Genomic DNA, 19,852 nt, shown 5'->3' with positions numbered 1-19,852 from the left:
GAGGATGTGATTATTGGTTGCCTCTGATCATGTCGCTGGCCTTTTCCGCAATCATGATCGTCGGCGCGTTGGTGTTTGAGCCGATCAGGCTGGGCATCACGGAGGAATCGCAGATTCTGATGCCCTCCAGCCCGCGTACACGCAATTGCGGATCGACGACCGCCATGTCGTCAGAGCCCATCTTGCAGGTGCCGCTCGGGTGATAGGAGGTGCGACCGTACTGGCGGGCATATTCTTCGTAGTCACTTTGCGTCTTTACGTCGGAACTCGGGAAGTGCTCACGCTTGACATATTTGCCGAGCGCCGGCTGGTTCACGATCTCGCGGCTGATCTTGATGCCTTCGACGGAGGTTTTCAGGTCGTCGGGATGGGCGATGAAATTCGGATCGACGATAGGGTTGTCCGCCGGATTTGCCGTGCGCAGCGTAACGGTGCCCCGGCTTTTCGGTCGCAATGTGTAGGAGTTGAGCGTGCATCCTGAACCGGACGGGATCGCCGGCACGCCCTCTTCGACGCCGGCGCCTGCCAGGAAGTGAAACTGCAGGTCCGGCACCGGCTGGCTCTTATCGCCATACCAGAAGGCGCCGCCTTCGACGACATTCGAGGCAACCGGTCCCGACTTGAACAGCACATATTGCAGTCCGGCCCACATCATCCAGTGCGGCTTGTTGTATTTGTCGAGGCTCGTCGGACCCTTCAGCTCGCAAACGATGTCTATGCCGAAATGGTCATTCAGGTTCTGCCCGACACCGGAAAGGTCGTGGGCAACATCGATCCCATGCGATTTGAGATGATCCGCCGGCCCGATCCCGGACAGCATCATGATTTTCGGTGAACCGATGGCACCGGCCGTGACGATGACCTCGCTGTCGGCCATGACGCGGCGCAGCTGGCCGCCCCTTCTATACTCGACCCCTGTCGCGCGGTTTCCTGAAAAAAGAATGCGGGTCGTCGTGCAGCCGGTTTCGATGGTCAGGTTCTTGCGACTTGCGACCGGCCAAAGATAGGCGACGGCTGCCGAACTTCTGCGCGCATTTCGGATCGTTGTCTGATAGACCCCTGCCCCTTCCTGTACGGGTCCGTTGAAATCCGGGTTGTGCGGCATACCGAGTTGCTGGCAGGACTGCGCGAAGGCAAGTGTCAGCGGCTGCGGAGACTTGATATCGGATACGCCAAGCGGACCATCGGTACCGTGATAGTCGCCGGCCAGCCTGTTGTTGCCCTCGGAACGGAGAAAATAGGGCTGGATTTCCTTAAACGACCAGCCCGGGCATCCCTCTTCCTGCGCCCAGCGGTCATAGTCGACCGCATTTCCGCGCGTAAAGACCTCGGCATTGATCGAGCTGCCACCGCCGATGACTTTCGCCTGCGCATAAGGGATTTCCCGGTTCTTGGCGTGTTTTTGCGGTGCCGTCGCAAGACCCCAGGTCAGAGGCCCGGAGGTCATCTTGGCAAAGCCGACGGGCATGTGGATGAAGGGGTTTCTGTCACGGCCGCCAGCCTCCAGCAGCAATACCCGTGCATCGGGAAGCTCTGACAACCTGTTTGCAAGCACGCACCCGGCAGATCCGCCGCCAACTATGATGTAGTCGTAACCCTTTTTTGTCATCACGAAACCCAGTGCACCCGCTCGCCCAACTCAATATGGACAGATTTAACCTGCGTATACTCCTCGACGCCATAGGCGCCGGTCTCGCGGCCCCAGCCCGACTGCTTGAAACCGCCGATCGGCATCTCCGGACCGCCGGTTATCGTCGTATTAACCCAGACACGGCCCGCCTGCACCTGGCGCATTGTCGCGACTGCCTTGTCAAGGTCCTTCGTCCAGATGCTGGCGGCCAGGCCGTATTCGGTATCATTAGCCATTTCAACAGCTTCGCCGACACTGCCAAAGCTCTGCATTGAAAGAACGGGGCCGAAAATCTCCTCACTTGCAAGCGCCATTTCGGGCGTCACGTCAGAAAACAAAGTGGGCTCGATGAACTGTCCCGCATCCGTCTCGATCACGCTGCCGCCACAGGCCAACCGCGCACCCTCTTCCGGGCCGCCGCGCAGGTGCCGCAGGATGGTTTTGGCCTGCGCCGGCGTGGTTATGGCGCCGACCTGGGTTTGCGGGTCGAGCGGGTCGCCGGTTCTGACCTGCGACAGTTTTTTGACAAGCAGGGCCTCAAATTCCGCTGCAACGGAGCGCTCCACCAAAAGCCGGCTGCCGCTGACGCAGCACTGGCCGGCATTAAAGCAAATGCCGAAGACGACGCCATCGGCGGCGTCCTCGAGGTTCGCATCGGCAAAGACGATCTGCGGATTTTTGCCGCCGAGCTCAAGCCCGAGGCGTTTGAAATTGCCGGTTGCCGCCTGCAAGAGCCTGCGCCCGACGGCTGTCGAGCCGGTGAAGGAAACCATGTCGACATCATTGTGCTCGATAAGCGCCTGGCCGATCTCGCTTCCGGACCCGGTCACCACGTTGAAGGCGCCTGCTGGCAACCCAGCATCCGTCAGGATTTCAGCCATCAGAAGCGTCGTCGCGGAGGTCACCTCGCTGGGTTTGGCGACAATCGTGCAGCCTGAGGCAAGAATGAACGGCACGCGCTCCGCGAGGATGAAAAACGGAAAATTCCAGGGCGTGATCAGGCCGACGACTCCAATCGGCTCGCGCGTCACCAGTCCGAGCATCTTGTCGCCGAGATTGTTGAACGTATCGCCATGCAGCGACCGTGCGGCACCGGCTGCATATTCGTAAATGCTCGCCGCACCTTCAACCTCACCGCGCGACTGCGAAATCGGCTTTCCGTTCTCGAGCGTTTCGTAATAGGCGATCTCCTCGGACCGCTCGCGGATCAGTGCTGCTGCCCTCAGCAGAACCGCCGCGCGTTCGGCGCCGGAAAGGCCTGACCAGCGGCGGTCTTCAAATGCGGCCCTTGCGGAGGAAACGGCGGCGTTCAGATCATCCCCGGTGCATTTCGGAATGCGCGTTACCGGCACCCCATGGGCTGGTGACGCCCGCTCGAATACCTCGCGATCCCCCGACGCAATCCAGCCGCCATCGAGATAGAAACCGAAATCGCGGGGTTCGGTTGGCAGCGTCAGAATGTTGCTTGCTTGGTTCATGGGATCTCCGTCAGATCTTGTGGCCCCGGATACTGCGGGGCCGAATTGTCAGTCTTCGAAATTTGCCATTACCCGCACCTGCAACGGCGTCGCCTGAGCGGCTTCCATTCTGGGCGCCCATTCGGTGAACCATTCCTGTGCCAGATGTGCGTCGAGATGGGCCTGGCTTGACCAGACCTCGACGATGGTCATCTTGTTAGGTGCCATCGGGTCATGCCAAAGCTGGTACAATTCGCAACCATCCTCGCTCCGCGAGCGTGACATGAACTCCTCGTGAAACATCTTGCGGAAAGCGTCCAGCTCTTCCGGTTTAACGTTGAGTTCGACTAGAAGACGCGCTTTTTCCATCAGTCCGCGAGCTCCCAGAAACGCTGATATTTTGCATCAAGCGGGTGCAGGTCCTTGCGGCCCTCCATGTAGTAGCCAACCCACTCGGCAAGGCGCTGACCGGCGCGGCGGCATGCTTCAATGGCTGCGTCCGAGCGCGGCTCACCCGCAAAGACGGCGCCGTAGTGAAGACTTTCTTTCTTGGCCACATAGTCGGTGATGCCAAAGACAAAATAGCCCATGTTCATCATCATGATTGACAGCGCCATGCAGCACAGCTCGCCGCCACCGCCCAGCGATCCCGCCGACGTGAACGGAACGGCGAATTTGCCATCGGTCTTGAACCAGATATCCGGCGTGCGGTCATCCCACCACCGTTTCATCTTCCAGGAAACACCGCCCAGATGGGTTGGACAGCCAACGGCTATACCATCTGCCCAAAAGACGTCTTTCGTCTCGGCCTCGTCTACATGCTTGACCCGAATATCCATGCCTTCGACCCGCTCCGCCCCCTGGCGCACATATTGGACCGAACTTTCGGTGAACCGCCTGTCGCTTTCGCTGTCGTAAATGACCAGTATCTTTCCCAAAACAAACTCCATCCATGAACGTTTGATATTCAATCCGCGCGCTGCATTCCGCCGTCACGCGGATACGGCAGCGCTATCCATCACCACGGACATCTTTAATTGACCGGAAGGCATGTCATTGCCTTCGAAGGCGGTTTGAATCCTGTCGATGCCGATGGCGCTGCCGGTAAAAGCATCTGTGCGAAGCCGCCCATGCCGCAGCAGCACCAGAGCATCGTGCATGTCTTGCCCCATCCCGGCGACCGAACCCTTGAGCGAGTTTTCTCTCAGCACCGTCTCGAGCAACGGCAGGGAATGGGATTCCCCCTCTGCCGCCAGTCCGAAGGCGGACACATGTCCGCCCGGACGAATGACATCGAACGCCAGGCGGTAGAGTTCGGGAATGCCGACACACTCCACAGCGACATCCGCACCACGTCCGTCTGTGAGATCGCTAACGACCGCTTTCAGTTCCAGCGCATCCGAAACCACAGCGTCCGCGCCTGCGGCAACGGCAAGTTCCGCGCGGTATGGATTGGCCTCAAGAACGACAACGGGCGCGGCCCCGGCAAGGCGCAGGAGCTGAATATGCATGTTGCCGATCGGCCCTGCCCCAAGCACCACGGCGGATTGCCCGATCCCGACATTCGCCTTCCTGGTGGCCCGAACGACGCAGGCAACCGGCTCGACCAGCGCCAGGATCTCAAACGGTACATCGTCCGGCGCAGTGATGACATGGCGCTGCGGAACGCTGACAAATTCCGCAAAGGCACCGTCCCTCCCTATGCCGAGTTGTTCAACCGATGCACAATTGAGAATCTCGTTTCTGCGGCAGTAAAAGCAGTTGCCACATCCGAAATTTATGTCGACGACGGCCTTTCTTCCGATCTCCAGACCGGTAACATTTTCACCGAGCCCGGCAATGGTTCCGGCGAGCTCGTGCCCGGGGATCAAGGGGAGGTTATGCGCCGAATAGTGGCCGTTAAAAATATGGACATCGGTGCCGCATATGCCGCATCGCTCGACCCAGATGAGAACCTCATCCGGCCCGATTTCTGGCATAGGCACGTCTGACACTTCGAACCGTCCCGGAGCAACCAGCACCGCCGCTTTCATTGTTGACATGATCGGCCCCCTCCCATCGCTACTTCACGATCCGCATTTTGCTGCGGTCGATCGTCAGTGCAATTGCCGCGATGAGAACGACACCGAAGAAAATCTGCTGGCTGGTTGCCGGTATCTCCAGATAAAGCATGCTGGTGCGCACCACGGCAACGATCATCGCGCCAATGGCGGTATTGAGCACACCGCCGACACCGCCGGTCAGCGGCGTTCCGCCAACCAGAACAGCGACGATTGCCGGCAGCAGAAAGCCCTCGGCAAGTGTCGGTGATCCGCCGGCAAGCTTTACCGAGAACAGCAATCCGGCAATGGCCGCGAACATTCCGGAAAACGCAAAGGCCATGATCTTGTACTGATCGACCTTAAGACCGGATGCGACAGCGGCAAGTTCACCCGCGCCGATGGCTTTCAGCGCTCGTCCGGTTGTCGTGCGGTTCTGCACAAAATAGGCAAGGAGAAGGAGGATGATCGCGATGATCAGTTCGTGCGGAATGCCGGCTGTCGTTCCAATCATCCATCCAAATGCCTGATCGCGAAGCGTCGCGTCCATATAAAGGGCGCGCTGGCCGGATGCGTATTGCCCGACTGAAAGCGCCAGGCCACCAACGGCGAGCGTCGCGATGAACGAGGGTACTTTCAGCCTGGTTGTAACAAAGCCGGAAACCGCCCCGAAACCCAGCCCGATCACGATGCAAAAAACACCTGCCCAGACGCCGAACAGCGGTAGCGAAATCGTCGCCAGAACCGTGGTCATATTGGCAACCGACTGGGCTGACAGATCGATGCCGCCGATATAGATGACGAAGGTGATGCCAAGCGCCATGATGAACAGCGTCGATATATCACCGGCCAGCTGGATGAGATTATGCGGGCGCAAAAAATTCGGATCCATCAGGCCAACCAGCAGGGTCAGCACCACAAGGGTGATCCAGGGAAAGTGACGCTTCAGTTTTTCAAGATCCATGGTCACAGCCTCTAAATCATGTAATGGATGAGATCGTAGAGGGACGGCTTGCAACCGGGCTTACAGTCGAACCATTTCTGGATCTCACCGTCCTTGACGACCGCAATGGTGTGGCTGAGGCCGATCGCCTCCTCCAGCGTGTCGGCGACCAGGATGATCCCGATGCCGGCAGCCGACATGTCACGGACCATGTCGTAGACGTCTTCTTTCGCACCGATATCGAGGCCGCGCGTCGGATGATCGAGCAGAATGATGTCCGATCCGCCGCTGCGCCATTTTGCCAGTACCACCTTCTGCTGGTTTCCGCCGGAGAGGTTTCCGCAATCGGCGTTTTCGGATGACGCCTTTATGGAGAGTTTTTCGATCCACTCGCGGGCCAGTGCCCTTTCGTGCCTGACGTCAAGCACGCCTGCCCTTGAATAGTTGCCCATTTGCGAAAGGGTCATGTTTTCAAAGACGGTCATGCCGCCGACGATGCCCTCGATCTTCCTTTCGCGCGGCACATAGGCAACGCCCTTTTCAACACCGCACTTTGCGCTGAAGCCCTTTAGCGCCTGTCCCTTGATGCTTACGCTTCCGCTTTCCGGGCGCTGCAGACCGTATATCGTGCGCAGGATCGCCTCGCGGCCCGAACCCTCGGTTCCAACCAGGCAAAGCACCTCGCCGGCGTGCAGTTTCAAGGAGATGTCGCGGTACTTGCCTGAATTGCCGACACTCTCCAATTCAAGCAGGACCTTGGTGTCGTCATAGGGTTTTTGCTGTTCTTCGCGGTAATATTCCTTGTTGATGTTGCGTCCGACCATTTCGCGCTGGATGGAGTCCACATCCGCTTCGTCGGCATTGACCACATCGACAACTTCACCGTCCTTCAGCACGTAGATGCGGTCCGACAGATCGATGACTTCGTCCAGGCGGTGCGAGACAAAGATGAACGAGGCGCGTGAGCGAAGGTCGCGAACGAGTTCGAAGAGGAGCTTGATCTCGTCTTTCGCGAGCACTGAGGTCGGTTCGTCGAGAAGGATAACGAGATCCCCCTGAACCCGCTCCTCCAAAGTCAGCACCTTGGCGAGTTCGACAAGCTGACGCTGTGCGAATGACAGCTGCGAGGTTGTGGTCGACGGGCTGATATCGAGCTTGACTTTCTTGAGCTGGTGGCGTGCCGCCTCCGCCATCTTCTTCCAGTCGATGACACCGAAATTCACGAACTGCTTCTCAAAGCCGAGGAAGATGTTTTCCATCACGGTCAGGTTCGGAATGAGCGACTGTTCCTGGAAAACCATGCCGACGCCCATATCCATGGCCTGCCGCGGGTTGTGGAAGCGGACCGTCTTGCCGTCGACAAAGACCTGCCCACCGTCGTGCTGATAAGCACCGTAGATGACTTTCATAAGCGTCGACTTGCCGGCACCGTTCTCACCCACAAGCCCGACGATTTCGCCGCGCTTGATCTCGAAATCAACGGCTTTGAGCGCGTGCACGCCGGGGAAAATCTTGTCGACTTTTTGCAATTCAAACATGGCGCGTCACTTCACGAATGCGAGCGACTTGCGGTCGGTCGACAGATAAACGGCCAAAATGACCAGGACGCCGAGAACACCGTCCTGCACGTAGCGCGGAAGGCCGATGACGATCATGCCGTTGGCAATGACATTGACGATCAGAACACCGACCAGAGAATTCCACACACCACCGGTGCCGCCCCAAAGTGCGGTTCCGCCAACTACGACGGAGGTAATCGAGATGAACATCAGATTATAGCCCGTCGCGGTTTCGGCAATGCCTATACGCGCAACGGCAAACAGCGCTCCAAGCGCGTAGAAAGCACCAGCAATCATGAAACCGAGCACGCGAACGCGGTTGACGTTGAGACCGGAAGCGTGCGCCAGTTCCTCACCGCCGCCGACGGCATAGAAATTGCGCCCGATTCTTGTGCGGCTCTGTATGAACCAGGCGACGAGAAGAGCCAGCCCTGCGAAATAGACCATCAGCGGAAAATTCAGGACACGCTCTGTCAACAGCGACCGGAATAGAGGGTCCTCGACGCGGATGCGGTCGCCCCCGGTCATCAGCAAGGACAAGCCGATACCGACAAAACCCATCGAAAGGCTCGCCATGAATGAGGGTATCTTGAGTTTGACGTGGACAAGCCCGTTAACAAGGCCAAAACATGCGCCAACGACCAGCGTTGCGGGGAGCGCCACCCATGCCCAGCTGTCCAAAGCCCCACCGAGGCTCAGAAAGAGTGTGGCAAAGACAACCGCGCATACGGCGACGGCTCCCTCCATTGAAAGATCAATGGAACCCATGATGATGATGAAGGTGATGCCAATCGAGATCATCAGCGCCGGCGTTGCCGCCATGGCGATCCGGGCAAAATTGCGCACCGACATGAAGTTCGGATTCGCTATGGAAAAGAACAGGATCAAAGCGATCAGAACCAGAACCGGAGCCCATTTCTGCAGGTTTTCGCGCGACATGACTTGCGACACTGTGCCCCTCCCGAAGGCAAGATAAAAAACCGGCCCGCGCACCGGCCTAGCGGTGCGCGGGCCTGTCGTACATTGGATCAGTAGCTGATCTGACCGTTGCCCGGCCCCCAGAAATCCTTCCAGTCGTAGGTCGGAACACTGTCCAGATACTCCGCCTTGAACGCCTTGGCGTCGTCCGGCGTGATCATGATTGTCGGGCCGTAAAACTCGCGGTTCGCGTGCGGCTCGTCCGAGGGCTTGAAGTGACCGGTTGCCGCATAATAGGCGAGCGCCGCGGTGATGCCTCCGCCCCAATGCGGATTGGTGAAGACGGTCGCTTCGATATCGCCCTTGATGACCAGATCCACCGCCTGCGGATTGCCGTCATAGGTGACAATCGGAATGACACCCTGAAGCCCTTCGGCGCGCAGCGCTTCGAGCACGCCGTAACCGATTGTGTCATTGGCGCAGTGGACGCCCTTGATTTCGTCACCAAAGCGGGTGAGGAAACTCGACATGATCTGGTTGGCTTTCTGGGTGTCCCAGTCAGCGGCCTGATAATCGAGAAGTTCGATGTCAGGATAATCCTTCATGGCGTTGAGCAGGCCCTGCTTGCGCTCAATGGCAGGGTTGTTGGAGGCGATGCCGCCAAGACCGACGATGCCGCCCTTACCGCCCATTTTCTTGAACAGGATGCGCGCCGTCTGTTCCGCCGGGCCGAGATCAGACCAGGTCATGTGGGAAACATAGTGGTCACCGAAATCCCATGGATGCAGATCGTCGGTCTTGTTCCAGATTGTAGAGACATAACCCTTGGATGCAGCAACAGCTTCGACGATCGGACGGCAGTTGGGGGCATCGTTCGTATCGATAGCCAGCGCGACATTGCCGTTCTCCTTGGCAAGCAGCGCCTTGACATCGGCGAGTGATTTTTCGCTGGAGCCGTCATTGATCAGATGGACGAGCGCGCTCTTCGGCATACCGAGGCTCTCAACAAAGGCCTCACCTCCTGACACGATTTCGTTCCAGTACGGGTTGGTGCGGTTGCGATAGCTCCAGGCGATCGTCGGATCGCTGAGCGCGGCGCGCGCCGGACCCGATCCCAATACGCCTGCTGCGGCCGCGCCGCCCAGCCCCATCGCAGATGCGAGCAGGAATTTGCGACGATTGATCGTCTCCTCCTCGATGAACTTCTTTATGAACGACATTTCTCTCTCCCTGGAATGGATCAACTCGTCAGATTTCAAAGCCGCCGATGATCAAAAAATGCAACGTTATGGCGGTCGTCAATTTGACGTTAATGCACTAACTAGTTACTTCGTTAATTTGAAACTGTCAACCACTTTACGAGTGAGCGGAGATGCGGAAACGCACCGCATCCACAAAAAACGAGGGATGTCCAACTTGCCTTTTTTAACTAACGGGTTATTTCTATGGAACTTTCTGAACCGGCTGTATTGCTTGATTCGCAAGCGATTGAAATTCCTGAGGCATTGGCAAGAAAGTACGAAAAGCAGCACATGGACGGGGTCCGCGCAAAGTGCTGCACGATAAACCGGATCGCAAACGAAGAAGCGGTGTGTGATGACGACAAACACAAAACCAAGACGCATTCGTGATGCGGATGCCACCCAAAAGAGGATCCTGTCGGCGGCACAAAAGGAGTTCGCCAAAAACGGTCTGGCCGGTGCGCGGGTCGACGTCATCGCGGAGCGCGCCAAAGCCAACAAGCGCATGATCTACCATTACTTTGAAAGCAAGGAGAACCTGTTTCAAAGAGTGCTGGAGGACGCCTATCTGGATATCCGGTCTGCAGAGCAGAAACTCGAACTGGATCACCTTGCGCCGGAAGAGGCTCTTGAGGCGCTGGTCACCTTCACATGGAACTACTATCTGAAAAATCCGGAGTTCCTGACACTGGTCAACAGTGAAAATCTGCACAAGGCAAAGCATCTGAAACGGTCGACCGTTCTGATGGATGTCAGCCGCAAATTCGTCGGCATGGTCGGCGACCTGCTGAGACGTGGTGAAGAAAAAGGCGTTTTCAGAAAGGGAATCGATCCCGTTCAGCTTAACATCACGATCGCGGCGATCGGCTACTATTATCTGACCAACCGCTTCACGGGCTCGATCCTGTTCGAGCGCGACTTCATGGAAAAAGACAATCTCGACACCAGGCTGGCATTCAACATCGATACGGTCATGCGGCTTGTTCGCGCTTAGCTATTAATTCCGGCAGACGGCTAAAGGGCCGCTGCACCGCTGATCGATTTGATTTCCTGAAACGTGCGGATGCCCCAGATGCCGGCTTCCCGTCCGATGCCCGACGCTTTCACGCCGCCAAACGGCGCGCCGGGCGCGCGGCTGGTGCCATTGATCTGGACCATGCCGGCGCGCAGCCGGCGCGATACGCGGTCTGCCTTTGCCGGATCCTCGGTCTGCAGATAGGCGGCGAGCCCATATTCCGTATCGTTTGCCTGCCTGATTGCGTCTTCTTCATCCTCGAACGGGCTGATTGCGAGAACCGGACCGAATATCTCTTCCCTGGCAATTGTCATGTTTGACGCCACACCGGCAAAAACTGTCGGTCTGGCGAAATAGCCTGTCTCGAGCCCTTCCGGCCGTCCGGGACCACCGGCGACAAGTCTCGCTCCTTCATTCAGACCGGTTTGGATATAGGTCTGTACCCGCTCAAATTGGGCATTGCTGACCAGCGGTCCGATATGCGTGCCCGCTGCGTTCGGAAGCCCGACATCGGTGGCACGCGCGGCGTCGGCCGCCAACTCCTCTGCCTGATCGTATATGGTGCGCTCGACCAGCATTCGCGATGCGGCGTTGCAGGACTGTCCGGCATTGCGAAAACAGTGAGCCACACCCTGTGCGATCGCGGTTTCGAGATCGCAGTCTTCAAACAGGATATTCGGGGATTTACCGCCGAGTTCAAGCGCGGTACGGGTGAAATTGCGGGTGGCGGCCGTCGCCACGGCCCTGCCCGCCCGGGTCGAGCCGGTGAACGAGACAATATCAATGTCGGTATTTTTCGCGAGCGCGGCGCCGGTTTCGCCATCACCGATAAGCATGTTGAACACACCATCCGGCACGCCGCTATCAGCCATGCATTGCGCCAGCAAAGTGCTGGTCATCGGCGCAAGTTCGGACGGCTTGAGCACCATCGTGCATCCGGCTGCAAGAGCCGCACCGACTTTCAGCGCCACCTGGTTGAGCGGCCAGTTCCATGGCGTAATAAGAGCTGCAACACCAACCGCTTCATATCGAACCCGATGTTCCGGCTGTTGCTTTGGTTCGGGATGATCAAATTGCGCCCGCTCGGCCGCAGAAAGCGTCGCGGCCAGATGACCAAGCGCGGCTTCGACCTGGTGCTTGCGTGCGAAGTCGATCGGCGCTCCGATCTCGAACGATATCAGCTGGGCAAATTCTTCCCAATACCTCTCGATCTGGTTGATCAGGCTGCGGAGGATGGCAAGCCGGTCGGATAACTCACTGCGGTCCCAGCCATTGTCAAATGCCCGCCGCGCGGCCCTTACAGCATCCGCGACCTCATCGGCGCTCGCCAGTGGCAATCTGCACCGAAGCTGGCCGTCCGCGGGATTTGACAATTCGAGAATGCGCCCGGATTGCGGTCTTATCCACACGCCATCAACGAGATGGCCAACCGTTTCGTTCATCAAAATCGTCATCGGATGATTACACTGTCACGCTTCAATATCGGTTTGCTTGCCCAGCCGTGCCGTTGGCCCGGAATTCGTTCATTTTCGGCGTGCGGACACATTGGCTGCCTTGCCGTTCTACCGTAAATTTGTCAATTGAAAAGAACCACTTTTGACTGATTCAACCAGTCCAATTGGCTGCGCGAACACGATAGGCACCCGAACTTTCGCAACCCTGGCGAACCAGCTCTAATTGACATAATGGTATATTCTCATATCATTTAAATCTGATGATCAGATGAGGTATGGATGGCGCGGCAGGCTGAAGCAGTCAAAGACACGGCGGGGACCGCGAACGGTGCCCACGGCCGGTTAAATCCGTCCGGCCCCGTTCCGCTTTACCACCAGATATTTCTGATCATCCGTAACAAGATCTACGGCGGAGAACTCACCCCTGGAGACCTCGTACCGAGCGAGCAGGATCTGACCTTTGAGTTCGGCATATCGCGCATTACAGCCAAACGCGCCTTGAACGAACTGGCAGACGCCGGCCTTGTTATCCGCGAGCGCGGCCGCGGAACGCGGGTAATCCAGCGCCCGCCTGTCCCCGCCGTGACGTCTTCAATCGAGGGCTGGCTGGAAAACATCTCGCTGATGGGACTGTCGACAGAGGCGGAGGTCCTTGACTTCCATTACGTGCCCGCCGGAGAGGACATTGCAGCCGCGCTTGAGATCGATCCCGGAACTGAGGTCCAAAAGGCTGTGCGCGTGCGTCGCCTCGACGGGCAGCCAATGTCGTATCTGGTGACCTTTGTTCCGCAAGACATCGGAAGCAAATACGATCGCGACGACCTCAATACCAAACCGTTGCTTCATCTTCTTGAGCGTGCGGGTGTCGATGTCGCCTCGGCACGCCAGACTATCTCCGCAACCATTTGCGATTCAGAAGTCGCCGGTGTCCTTGAGAGCCCGGCGGGCGCGCCCCTGATCGAAGTGCGGCGCGTGGTGCGGGACCGCAATGACCGGCCGGTCGAATATATTCGCGTCCTTTATCGGCCGGATCTCTATCATTTCGAAATGTCCATGCGCCGCATAACCGATGAGGGCGATCCGCACTGGACGACGACCGGTTCCGCGCCGGTTACGGATCGACCCGATGACTGAACAGAAGTTGAAGCGCCCTTGCCCGGAGCGCACGTTATGAAAACGACGCTTGCACAAAAGATCATTTCGCGTGCGGCAGGCCGTGAACAGGTCACCCCTGGTGAAGTCGTAACCGTATCCGTCGATCTAGCCATGATCCACGACAGCGGCGGTCCGCGCCGGGTGGAGCCGATCCTGCGGGAACTCGGCGTCGGCCTGTTCGACGCACAAAAGGTCGTCCTGATCTCGGATCATTTTGTGCCCGGCGACACGGAAGAAGGCGCGCAGATCCTGGCGCTGACCCGAGACTGGGCGAAAAAACGCCAGGTCGCATTTTATGACGCGCAGGGCATTTGCCACGTTGTGCTTCCGGAACGGGGTCACCTGCAGTCCGGCATGCTGGTCGTTGGCGGTGACAGTCATTCAACGACAGGCGGCGCCTTCGGCGCTTATATTTTCGGCATCGGCGCGACCGAAATGGCGGGCGTTCTTGCCACCGGCGAGATCTGGCTGACGGTCCCAGGCACAATCCTGATCGAATGGCGAAACCGCCTTTGCGAAGGCGTTACCGCAAAGGACATCATGCTGGCGCTTTGCGGCCGTCTGGGCATGGATGGAGGCCGGTATCAGGCCGTCGAATATACCGGTGAGGCGATTGCCGCGCTCTCCATGCAGGAGCGCATGACGCTCTCCAATATGGCCGCCGAACTTGGAGCCCAGGCCGGTCTCATCGCACCGGACGAAACCACCGCATCCTATATTTCAAAGGCCGGCGGCGATGCCGGCAACTGGCAAGAACTGAAGACGGATGCCGACGCGCCGCTAGAGGCGCATCACGTCTTCGATGCGGCGGAACTGGAACCGCAGGCCGCGGCCCCGCACTCGCCTGCAAACGCCGCGCCGGTTCGTGAGGCCGCCGGTGTCCCGGTCGATGTTGCCTATATCGGCGCCTGCACCGGCGCCAAATATGAAGACCTTAAATATGCGGCATCCATTCTTGAGGGCCGCTCGGTACGGCCTAGCGTTGAGCTGCTCGTCGCGCCGGCTTCAAGGCTTGATCAGGAGCGTGCCGAGCTTGAGGGAATCATGGCCGTATTCGAAGCGGCGGGAGCAAAAATATTGCCCAATGCCTGCGGTATTTGCGCCGGATACGGCACGCACAGGCTTGGCGAGGATGTAACCTGCATTTCGTCCACCGCCCGCAATTTCAAGGGACGAATGGGCGCACCCTCATCCAATGTCTGGCTGGCCTCCCCCTACACCACTGCCGCATCGGCGATTACAGGAGAGATCACCGATCCGCGCGAATTCCTGTCCGACAACAGGAGTGCGTCATGAGCGGTCGGATTTTCCTTTTCGGCGACAATGTCGATACCGACCAGCTTGCCCCGGGCCAATATATGCGGGGCGGCGTCGAAGCGCTTGCCGCGCATTGCCTGGAAGGTCTTCGGCCGGAATTCGCCGCCTCCGTGCAACCGGGGGACATTATCGTCGCCGGCAGGAATTTCGGCGTGGGCTCATCGCGGGAACAGGCGGCCGAAGCCCTGAAACACCTCGGAATACGTGCCGTTGTCGCCAGCTCATTCGCCGGAATATTTTACCGGAATGCGATCAATCTCGGCCTGCCGGTTTTCGTGTGCGAGGATATCTCGGCGCTGAAAGACGGCTCCCATGTGGAACTCGACCTTGAAGCCGGGCGGCTGACCCTGACCGATAGCGCTGTGACGATCGCACTTGAACCGCTGCCGGACAATCTGAAGGTCCTTCTTGCCGATGGTGGTCTGATACCGCATCTGAAAAAGCGCTTCGCAAGGGAGCCGAGCCAATGACGCTGAAGCAACGACTGGCAAAAGACAGGATTCTCGTCGCACCCGGTGTTTATGATGCCCTCACAGCACTGATCGCCGAGCAGGCCGGTGCCGAGAGCGTCTTTCTTTCCGGCGCCGCCATTGCCTATACGCGGTTCGGACGCCCCGACATCGGGCTCGTTTCCATGAGCGAGGTCGCGGATACCATCGCAGCGGTGTGTGACCGGATTTCTATTCCGATCGTTGTCGATGCCGACAATGGCTTCGGCAATGCCCTCAACGTTCAGCGCACCGTACGCGTCTTCGAGCGCATGGGGGCGAATGCCCTGCAACTGGAGGATCAGACGCTGCCCAAACGCTGCGGGCATCTCGACGGTAAAACACTGATATCGAAACAGGAGATGACCGGCAAAATCAAAGCCGCCTGCGATGCGCGCGCCGGCGATGACACGCTGATCATTGCACGGACCGACGCGATCGCTGTTGAAGGATTTGATGTTGCCCTTGAGCGGGCCGAGGACTATGTCGAAGCCGGCGCGGACATGCTTTTCATCGAAGCGCCGCAATCCGTTGAAGAATTCAATCAAATCTCCGCGCATTTCAGCAGGCACGTCCCACTGATGGCCAACATGGTCGAGGGCGGCAAAAGTCCGGTTGTCGACGCGGCAGCCCTTGAGACGATCGGCTTCAGTTTCGTTGTCTTTCCAGGGGGTATCGTACGCGCCATCGCCGCCACCGCACGCGACTACTACAACAATCTCATTGAACAGGGATCGAACGATGCTTTCCGCAGCCGCATGTTCGACTTTGCCGGCCTGAACGGCCTTATCGGCACCGACCGAATGCTCAATGACGGCCGGCGCTACGACAAGGGAGCGCCATGATGGCAATCGATTCCATAACCCTTGCCATCTTGAAGGGCCGACTGGAGCAGATCGCCGATGAAATGGATGCAACGCTCTTCCGCTCCGCCTTCAATCCGATCATTGCTGAAGCCCACGACGCTTCCCACGGCATCTACGACGCGAAAACCGGGGACACCCTGGTCCAAGGCAAGTCCGGCCTTCCAATCTTCGTCGGCGTCATGGCCTTTGCGGTAAAGGCGGTGATCGAAAAAGCAAAGACGCAAGGCGGCATCCACGAAGGCGATGTCTGGATTTTCAATGACCCTTACGACGGAGGCACGCATCTTTCGGACTTCCGGCTCGTCAAACCGATCTTCAGGAACGGAGAGGTATTCTGTTTCCTAGCCTCTGTCGGCCATTGGCACGATGTCGGCGGCAATGTGCCCGGCAACTATAATCCGGCAGCCACCGAAAGCTTCCAGGAAGGCATGCTGATCCCGCCGGTCAAGCTCTATGACAAGGGCGTCTTCCGGCAGGATATTGTCGATATCCTTTCGGCCAACTCCCGCCTGCCGCTGTCACTTTACGGAGACCTCAACGGGCAGATCAATGCGCTTGATCTCGGTGAAAAGCGCATGGCGGCGTTGCTGGATGACTATGGCGATGCGACCGTCGCTGAAAGCCTTGTTGAGCTGAAAGCCCGCGCGGCAGAGATGATGCGCGCCCAGATCAGCGACCTGCCGCAAGGCACCGTTTCGGCGGAAGATTTCCTCGACAATGACGGCATCAGGGACGAGCCGCTGAAGATTGCGCTGGACCTGACAATTGAAGACGACCGCATGGTGATGGATTTTTCGCGGTCATCACCGGCCTGCGCCGGTCCGGTCAATATCTCACGCTCGACAACCATTGCCGCCTGTTATGTGGCGCTGAAGCATATCTTCGAGGACGTGCCGGCCAATGCCGGGGTGCTGGAGCCGGTTGAATTTAGAATAGATGAAGGTTCGCTGCTTGCGGTGACCGCACCCAAACCGGTCGGCGGCTACACGGAAACAATCCTGCGGCTGATCGATGTCGTCTTTCAGGCGGTTGCAAAAATCGCCCCTGAGCCGGCGATGGCCTGCGCTTATGGCACGATCAACGCGCTTTCGCTTGCCGGCCACCGCCGGAGCGGCCAGCGCTGGGTGATGTTTTCCTTCTTCGGCGGCGGGCACGGTGCCCACGGAAACGGCGATGGGCTCAACCATGGCAACGCACCGATTTCTACGGCGACCATTCCGCCGCTGGAAATACTGGAAGCTGCCTATCCGGTGCGGTTTACCCAGTGGGCGCTCAGGCAGGACTCAGGTGGACCCGGCAAATTCCGGGGCGGGCTTGGCGCGGTTTATGAGATCGCGCTGCTGGAAGAGGAAGCAGACGTGTTCCTGTTTGGCGAGCGTGGCAAATTCCCTCCGCAGGGTGTTGTCGGCGGCCATCCCGGCGCGACAACCCGCTTTTCCTACGAGCAGGATGATGGCGAACTCATGCCGCCAATGGTCTCCAAGATGGTCGGTATTCACATCCGCCGGGATCAAAAACTGCGCCTGGAAACGCCGGGCGGCGGCGGATACGGCAATGCCCGGTCCCGCGATCCGGCAAAAGTCGCCGATGATGTCCGGCTGGGTTATGTCAGCGTTGAAAACGCCGAGCGGGATTATGGCGTGGCAATCTCTGCCGATGGAACGGCGGATCTTGACGGTACAGCAAGACTGCGCGCCAGGGAGGCAGGAGAATGAGAAAGCCTGCCTATGTTGTCGGCGTGGATGTCGGCGGAACATTTACCGACGTCTTTGTGCTCGACGAAGCAGCCGGCACGATCACGACGGCGAAAGTTCCCTCGACCCGTGGTGACCAGTCGAAAGGCTTCATCGAGGGCATTACCGCCTGTGTCGAGAACTTTGACGATATCGCCACAGTCGTGCATGGCACAACGGTAGGCACCAACGCGTTGCTAGAAAGAAAAGGCGCACGCACCGGTATCATCACGACTGAGGGTTTCAGGGATGTGCTTGAAATGCGCAGACGCGACCGCCCGACGACCTGGGGGCTGAAAGGCGCTTTCACGCCCGTGGTCGAAAGGCCGGATCGCGTTGAAGTCTGCGAGCGGGTGCTGGCCGACGGCTCCATATTAAAGACGGTCAACGAAGATGACGTGCGCGCAAGGGCAAGGACCCTTGCCGAGAGCGGCTGTGAAGCCATCTGTGTTTTCTTCATCAACGGCTATGCAAACAGCGACAATGAGCGCAGCGCCGTCGAAGCCGTGCGGTCCGTCTGGCCGAACCCTTACGTGACAGCGGCAACCGAAATCCTGCCGGAAATCCGGGAGTTCGAGAGGCTATCCACGGCGACGCTCAATGCCTATCTGCAACCGGTTGTTTCCTCTTATCTTGAACGTCTCGAAGCCGGTCTGAAAAGCCAAGGGTTTGATGGCGATATCCTGATTGTCCAGTCTAATGGCGGCGTCATGGCGGTGGAGACAGCGAAACGCACGCCGGTGCGCACCGCCCTTTCGGGACCGGCCGCAGGCGTTATTGCGGCAACCGAAATTGCCGGCGCTGCGGGTTTTGAAAACATCATTACCTGCGACATGGGCGGAACATCCTTCGATGTTTCGCTGGTTGCCGGGGGAGAGGCGGCGCTGGCGGCACAGACCGCAATCGATTTCGGCATGGTTGTCAGAACACCGATGATCGAGATCACAACCATTGGCGCCGGTGGCGGGTCCATCGCTTCGGTCGATCGCAGCGGCCTGTTGCAGGTAGGCCCGCAATCCGCCGGCTCCGATCCGGGCCCGGTCTGCTACGGCCTTGGCAACACGTCCCCGACGGTGACGGACGCCAATCTGGTGCTTGGCAGGATCAATGCGGCCCGCCCCATTGGCGGCAAGCTGGAGCATCTCGATCTCGGTGCTGCACGTCAGACAATTGCCGACCATATCGGTCAGAAGCTCGGCCTGTCGATCGAGGACGCGGCCGAGGCGGTCCTGAGGGTTGCGAACGCCAAGATGGCCGGCGCAATCCGACTGGTTTCGATCGAGAAAGGACATGACCCGTCAAAATTCGCGGCGATGCCCTTCGGCGGCGGCGGCGCATTGCATGCCGGTGCCCTTATCAAGGATGTGGGTCTCGGCTCGGCGCTCATTCCCAGATTTCCGGGCGTCACCTCGGCCCTTGGCTGCGTCGTCGCCGATATGCGCCACGACCGGGTCCAGACAGTCAATCAGCTCCTTGATCAGCTGGACGCTGCAGATCTTGGCAGCAAGATGAGCGCCGATGCCGATGAAATGGAGGAGCTGCTCAAAAGTGCCGATATCGCATTTTCGGATATCGACCGCATTTTCGAACTGGATATGCTTTATCTCGGCCAGACTCATACCGTTGCCGTTCCTGTCGCATTGACCGCGGGCGCGCTTACCGGGGAAATGATCGCAGATGCGTTTGAGACCGCCTACAGGGCCGCCTATGGCAGGCTGCTCGACGGCATTCCGATGCGTGTGATGAACTACCGGATCGCCGTCGCCGGTCGCCGGCCCGGTCTGGATATGAAGCTGTTTGCGCCAACGGAAGGCAAGCCGGCAGATGCCTGCCGCGCCGAAACACGCTCCGTCTACGCCAATAGCCAGACATGGGCGACACCTGTTTATGAGCGGCTCGACCTTGAGATCGGAACAAAGCTGAAGGGCCCTGCCCTTCTGGAGCAGCCCGATACAACCATTTTTGTCGATCCCGGTCTGACCGCAACGGTCGACCGTTTTGGCAATCTCATCATCCGCGAGGAGGACTGATCCGTGG

Annotated in this window: 17 protein-coding genes; 7 read left to right on the top strand and 10 right to left on the bottom strand. The window is 58.6% G+C overall.

Annotated features, from left to right (window positions below; genetic code table 11):
- Positions 1 to 10: 10 nt before the first annotated feature.
- From ABVT35_RS04835 to ABVT35_RS04795, 9 genes are all read right to left on the bottom strand, one after another.
- On the bottom strand, positions 11 to 1,609 hold the full coding sequence (locus tag ABVT35_RS04835) for a GMC family oxidoreductase (protein ID WP_368465148.1): 1,599 nt from the start codon (positions 1,607 to 1,609) through the stop codon (positions 11 to 13).
- Positions 1,609 to 3,108, bottom strand: coding sequence for an aldehyde dehydrogenase family protein (locus ABVT35_RS04830; protein ID WP_368465147.1), 1,500 nt, complete (start codon positions 3,106 to 3,108; stop codon positions 1,609 to 1,611). Before ABVT35_RS04830 ends, ABVT35_RS04835 begins: the two co-directional genes overlap by 1 nt.
- Positions 3,109 to 3,156: 48 nt before the next feature.
- Positions 3,157 to 3,456 carry a putative quinol monooxygenase gene (locus tag ABVT35_RS04825; RefSeq protein ID WP_368465146.1) on the bottom strand — a complete coding sequence of 100 codons (300 nt, stop codon included), beginning with the start codon at positions 3,454 to 3,456 and terminating at the stop codon, positions 3,157 to 3,159.
- Positions 3,456 to 4,025: a flavodoxin family protein gene (locus tag ABVT35_RS04820; RefSeq protein ID WP_368465145.1), complete on the bottom strand. Its 570-nt coding sequence runs from the start codon at positions 4,023 to 4,025 to the stop codon at positions 3,456 to 3,458. Before ABVT35_RS04820 ends, ABVT35_RS04825 begins: the two co-directional genes overlap by 1 nt.
- A 54-nt stretch (positions 4,026 to 4,079) precedes the next feature.
- Positions 4,080 to 5,129, bottom strand: a complete 1,050-nt coding sequence (locus ABVT35_RS04815) for a zinc-binding dehydrogenase (RefSeq protein WP_368465144.1) — start codon at positions 5,127 to 5,129, stop codon at positions 4,080 to 4,082.
- A gap of 19 nt (positions 5,130 to 5,148) precedes the next feature.
- Complete coding sequence (locus ABVT35_RS04810; protein ID WP_368465143.1) at positions 5,149 to 6,090, bottom strand: ABC transporter permease; 942 nt, start codon at positions 6,088 to 6,090, stop codon at positions 5,149 to 5,151.
- A gap of 11 nt (positions 6,091 to 6,101) precedes the next feature.
- On the bottom strand, positions 6,102 to 7,607 hold the full coding sequence (locus ABVT35_RS04805) for a sugar ABC transporter ATP-binding protein (protein WP_368465142.1): 1,506 nt from the start codon (positions 7,605 to 7,607) through the stop codon (positions 6,102 to 6,104).
- Positions 7,608 to 7,613: 6 nt separating this feature from the next.
- Positions 7,614 to 8,579, bottom strand: a complete 966-nt coding sequence (locus ABVT35_RS04800; protein WP_368465141.1) for an ABC transporter permease — start codon at positions 8,577 to 8,579, stop codon at positions 7,614 to 7,616.
- A 77-nt stretch (positions 8,580 to 8,656) separates the two neighbouring features.
- The gene (locus ABVT35_RS04795) at positions 8,657 to 9,766 is read right to left on the bottom strand and encodes a sugar ABC transporter substrate-binding protein (protein WP_368465140.1); all 1,110 of its coding nucleotides are present in this window, start codon (positions 9,764 to 9,766) and stop codon (positions 8,657 to 8,659) included.
- 376 nt (positions 9,767 to 10,142) lie between these two features.
- Here ABVT35_RS04795 and ABVT35_RS04790 point away from each other — a divergent pair, with 376 nt between their 5' ends.
- Entirely contained in the window at positions 10,143 to 10,781 is a 639-nt protein-coding gene (locus tag ABVT35_RS04790) for a TetR/AcrR family transcriptional regulator (protein WP_368465139.1), read from the top strand.
- A gap of 20 nt (positions 10,782 to 10,801) precedes the next feature.
- On the opposite strand, the gene ABVT35_RS04785 is transcribed toward ABVT35_RS04790, so the two are convergent.
- Positions 10,802 to 12,244: an aldehyde dehydrogenase family protein gene (locus ABVT35_RS04785; RefSeq protein WP_368465138.1), complete on the bottom strand. Its 1,443-nt coding sequence runs from the start codon at positions 12,242 to 12,244 to the stop codon at positions 10,802 to 10,804.
- 291 nt (positions 12,245 to 12,535) lie between these two features.
- Here ABVT35_RS04785 and ABVT35_RS04780 point away from each other — a divergent pair, with 291 nt between their 5' ends.
- Genes ABVT35_RS04780 through ABVT35_RS04755 form a run of 6 tightly spaced genes read left to right on the top strand, consistent with a single transcriptional unit; the run spans position 12,536 to position 19,845 of the window.
- The gene (locus tag ABVT35_RS04780; RefSeq protein WP_368465137.1) at positions 12,536 to 13,390 is read left to right on the top strand and encodes a GntR family transcriptional regulator; all 855 of its coding nucleotides are present in this window, start codon (positions 12,536 to 12,538) and stop codon (positions 13,388 to 13,390) included.
- A 36-nt stretch (positions 13,391 to 13,426) separates the two neighbouring features.
- On the top strand, positions 13,427 to 14,707 hold the full coding sequence (locus tag ABVT35_RS04775) for a 3-isopropylmalate dehydratase large subunit (protein ID WP_368465136.1): 1,281 nt from the start codon (positions 13,427 to 13,429) through the stop codon (positions 14,705 to 14,707).
- Positions 14,704 to 15,198, top strand: a complete 495-nt coding sequence (locus ABVT35_RS04770; protein WP_368465135.1) for a 3-isopropylmalate dehydratase — start codon at positions 14,704 to 14,706, stop codon at positions 15,196 to 15,198. The genes ABVT35_RS04775 and ABVT35_RS04770 overlap by 4 nt, the downstream gene beginning before the upstream one ends.
- Complete coding sequence (locus tag ABVT35_RS04765) at positions 15,195 to 16,061, top strand: oxaloacetate decarboxylase (RefSeq protein WP_368465134.1); 867 nt, start codon at positions 15,195 to 15,197, stop codon at positions 16,059 to 16,061. The genes ABVT35_RS04770 and ABVT35_RS04765 overlap by 4 nt, the downstream gene beginning before the upstream one ends.
- Positions 16,058 to 17,797: a hydantoinase B/oxoprolinase family protein gene (locus tag ABVT35_RS04760; RefSeq protein ID WP_368465133.1), complete on the top strand. Its 1,740-nt coding sequence runs from the start codon at positions 16,058 to 16,060 to the stop codon at positions 17,795 to 17,797. Before ABVT35_RS04765 ends, ABVT35_RS04760 begins: the two co-directional genes overlap by 4 nt.
- A complete protein-coding gene (locus ABVT35_RS04755; protein ID WP_368465132.1) occupies positions 17,794 to 19,845 on the top strand; it encodes a hydantoinase/oxoprolinase family protein in 2,052 nt (683 codons plus the stop codon). The genes ABVT35_RS04760 and ABVT35_RS04755 overlap by 4 nt, the downstream gene beginning before the upstream one ends.
- Positions 19,846 to 19,852: the final 7 nt, after the last annotated feature.

This window comes from Hoeflea sp. TYP-13 (assembly GCF_040932035.1).
In the GTDB taxonomy this organism is placed as follows: Bacteria; Pseudomonadota; Alphaproteobacteria; order Rhizobiales; family Rhizobiaceae; genus Hoeflea_A.
This window is presented reverse-complemented; position numbering and strand designations above follow the sequence as displayed.

Bases quoted from the DNA above. Each gene is read 5' to 3' on its own strand.
- ABVT35_RS04835 (WP_368465148.1), bottom strand. From the start codon at position 1,609: ATGACAAAAAAGGGTTACGACTACATCATAGTTGGCGGCGGATCTGCC.
- ABVT35_RS04830 (WP_368465147.1), bottom strand. From the start codon at position 3,108: ATGAACCAAGCAAGCAACATTCTGACGCTGCCAACCGAACCCCGCGAT.
- ABVT35_RS04825 (WP_368465146.1), bottom strand. From the start codon at position 3,456: ATGGAAAAAGCGCGTCTTCTAGTCGAACTCAACGTTAAACCGGAAGAG.
- ABVT35_RS04815 (WP_368465144.1), bottom strand. From the start codon at position 5,129: ATGTCAACAATGAAAGCGGCGGTGCTGGTTGCTCCGGGACGGTTCGAA.
- ABVT35_RS04810 (WP_368465143.1), bottom strand. From the start codon at position 6,090: ATGGATCTTGAAAAACTGAAGCGTCACTTTCCCTGGATCACCCTTGTG.
- ABVT35_RS04805 (WP_368465142.1), bottom strand. From the start codon at position 7,607: ATGTTTGAATTGCAAAAAGTCGACAAGATTTTCCCCGGCGTGCACGCG.
- ABVT35_RS04795 (WP_368465140.1), bottom strand. From the start codon at position 9,766: ATGTCGTTCATAAAGAAGTTCATCGAGGAGGAGACGATCAATCGTCGC.
- ABVT35_RS04790 (WP_368465139.1), top strand. From the start codon at position 10,143: ATGACGACAAACACAAAACCAAGACGCATTCGTGATGCGGATGCCACC.
- ABVT35_RS04785 (WP_368465138.1), bottom strand. From the start codon at position 12,244: ATGAACGAAACGGTTGGCCATCTCGTTGATGGCGTGTGGATAAGACCG.
- ABVT35_RS04780 (WP_368465137.1), top strand. From the start codon at position 12,536: ATGGCGCGGCAGGCTGAAGCAGTCAAAGACACGGCGGGGACCGCGAAC.
- ABVT35_RS04775 (WP_368465136.1), top strand. From the start codon at position 13,427: ATGAAAACGACGCTTGCACAAAAGATCATTTCGCGTGCGGCAGGCCGT.
- ABVT35_RS04770 (WP_368465135.1), top strand. From the start codon at position 14,704: ATGAGCGGTCGGATTTTCCTTTTCGGCGACAATGTCGATACCGACCAG.
- ABVT35_RS04765 (WP_368465134.1), top strand. From the start codon at position 15,195: ATGACGCTGAAGCAACGACTGGCAAAAGACAGGATTCTCGTCGCACCC.
- ABVT35_RS04760 (WP_368465133.1), top strand. From the start codon at position 16,058: ATGATGGCAATCGATTCCATAACCCTTGCCATCTTGAAGGGCCGACTG.
- ABVT35_RS04755 (WP_368465132.1), top strand. From the start codon at position 17,794: ATGAGAAAGCCTGCCTATGTTGTCGGCGTGGATGTCGGCGGAACATTT.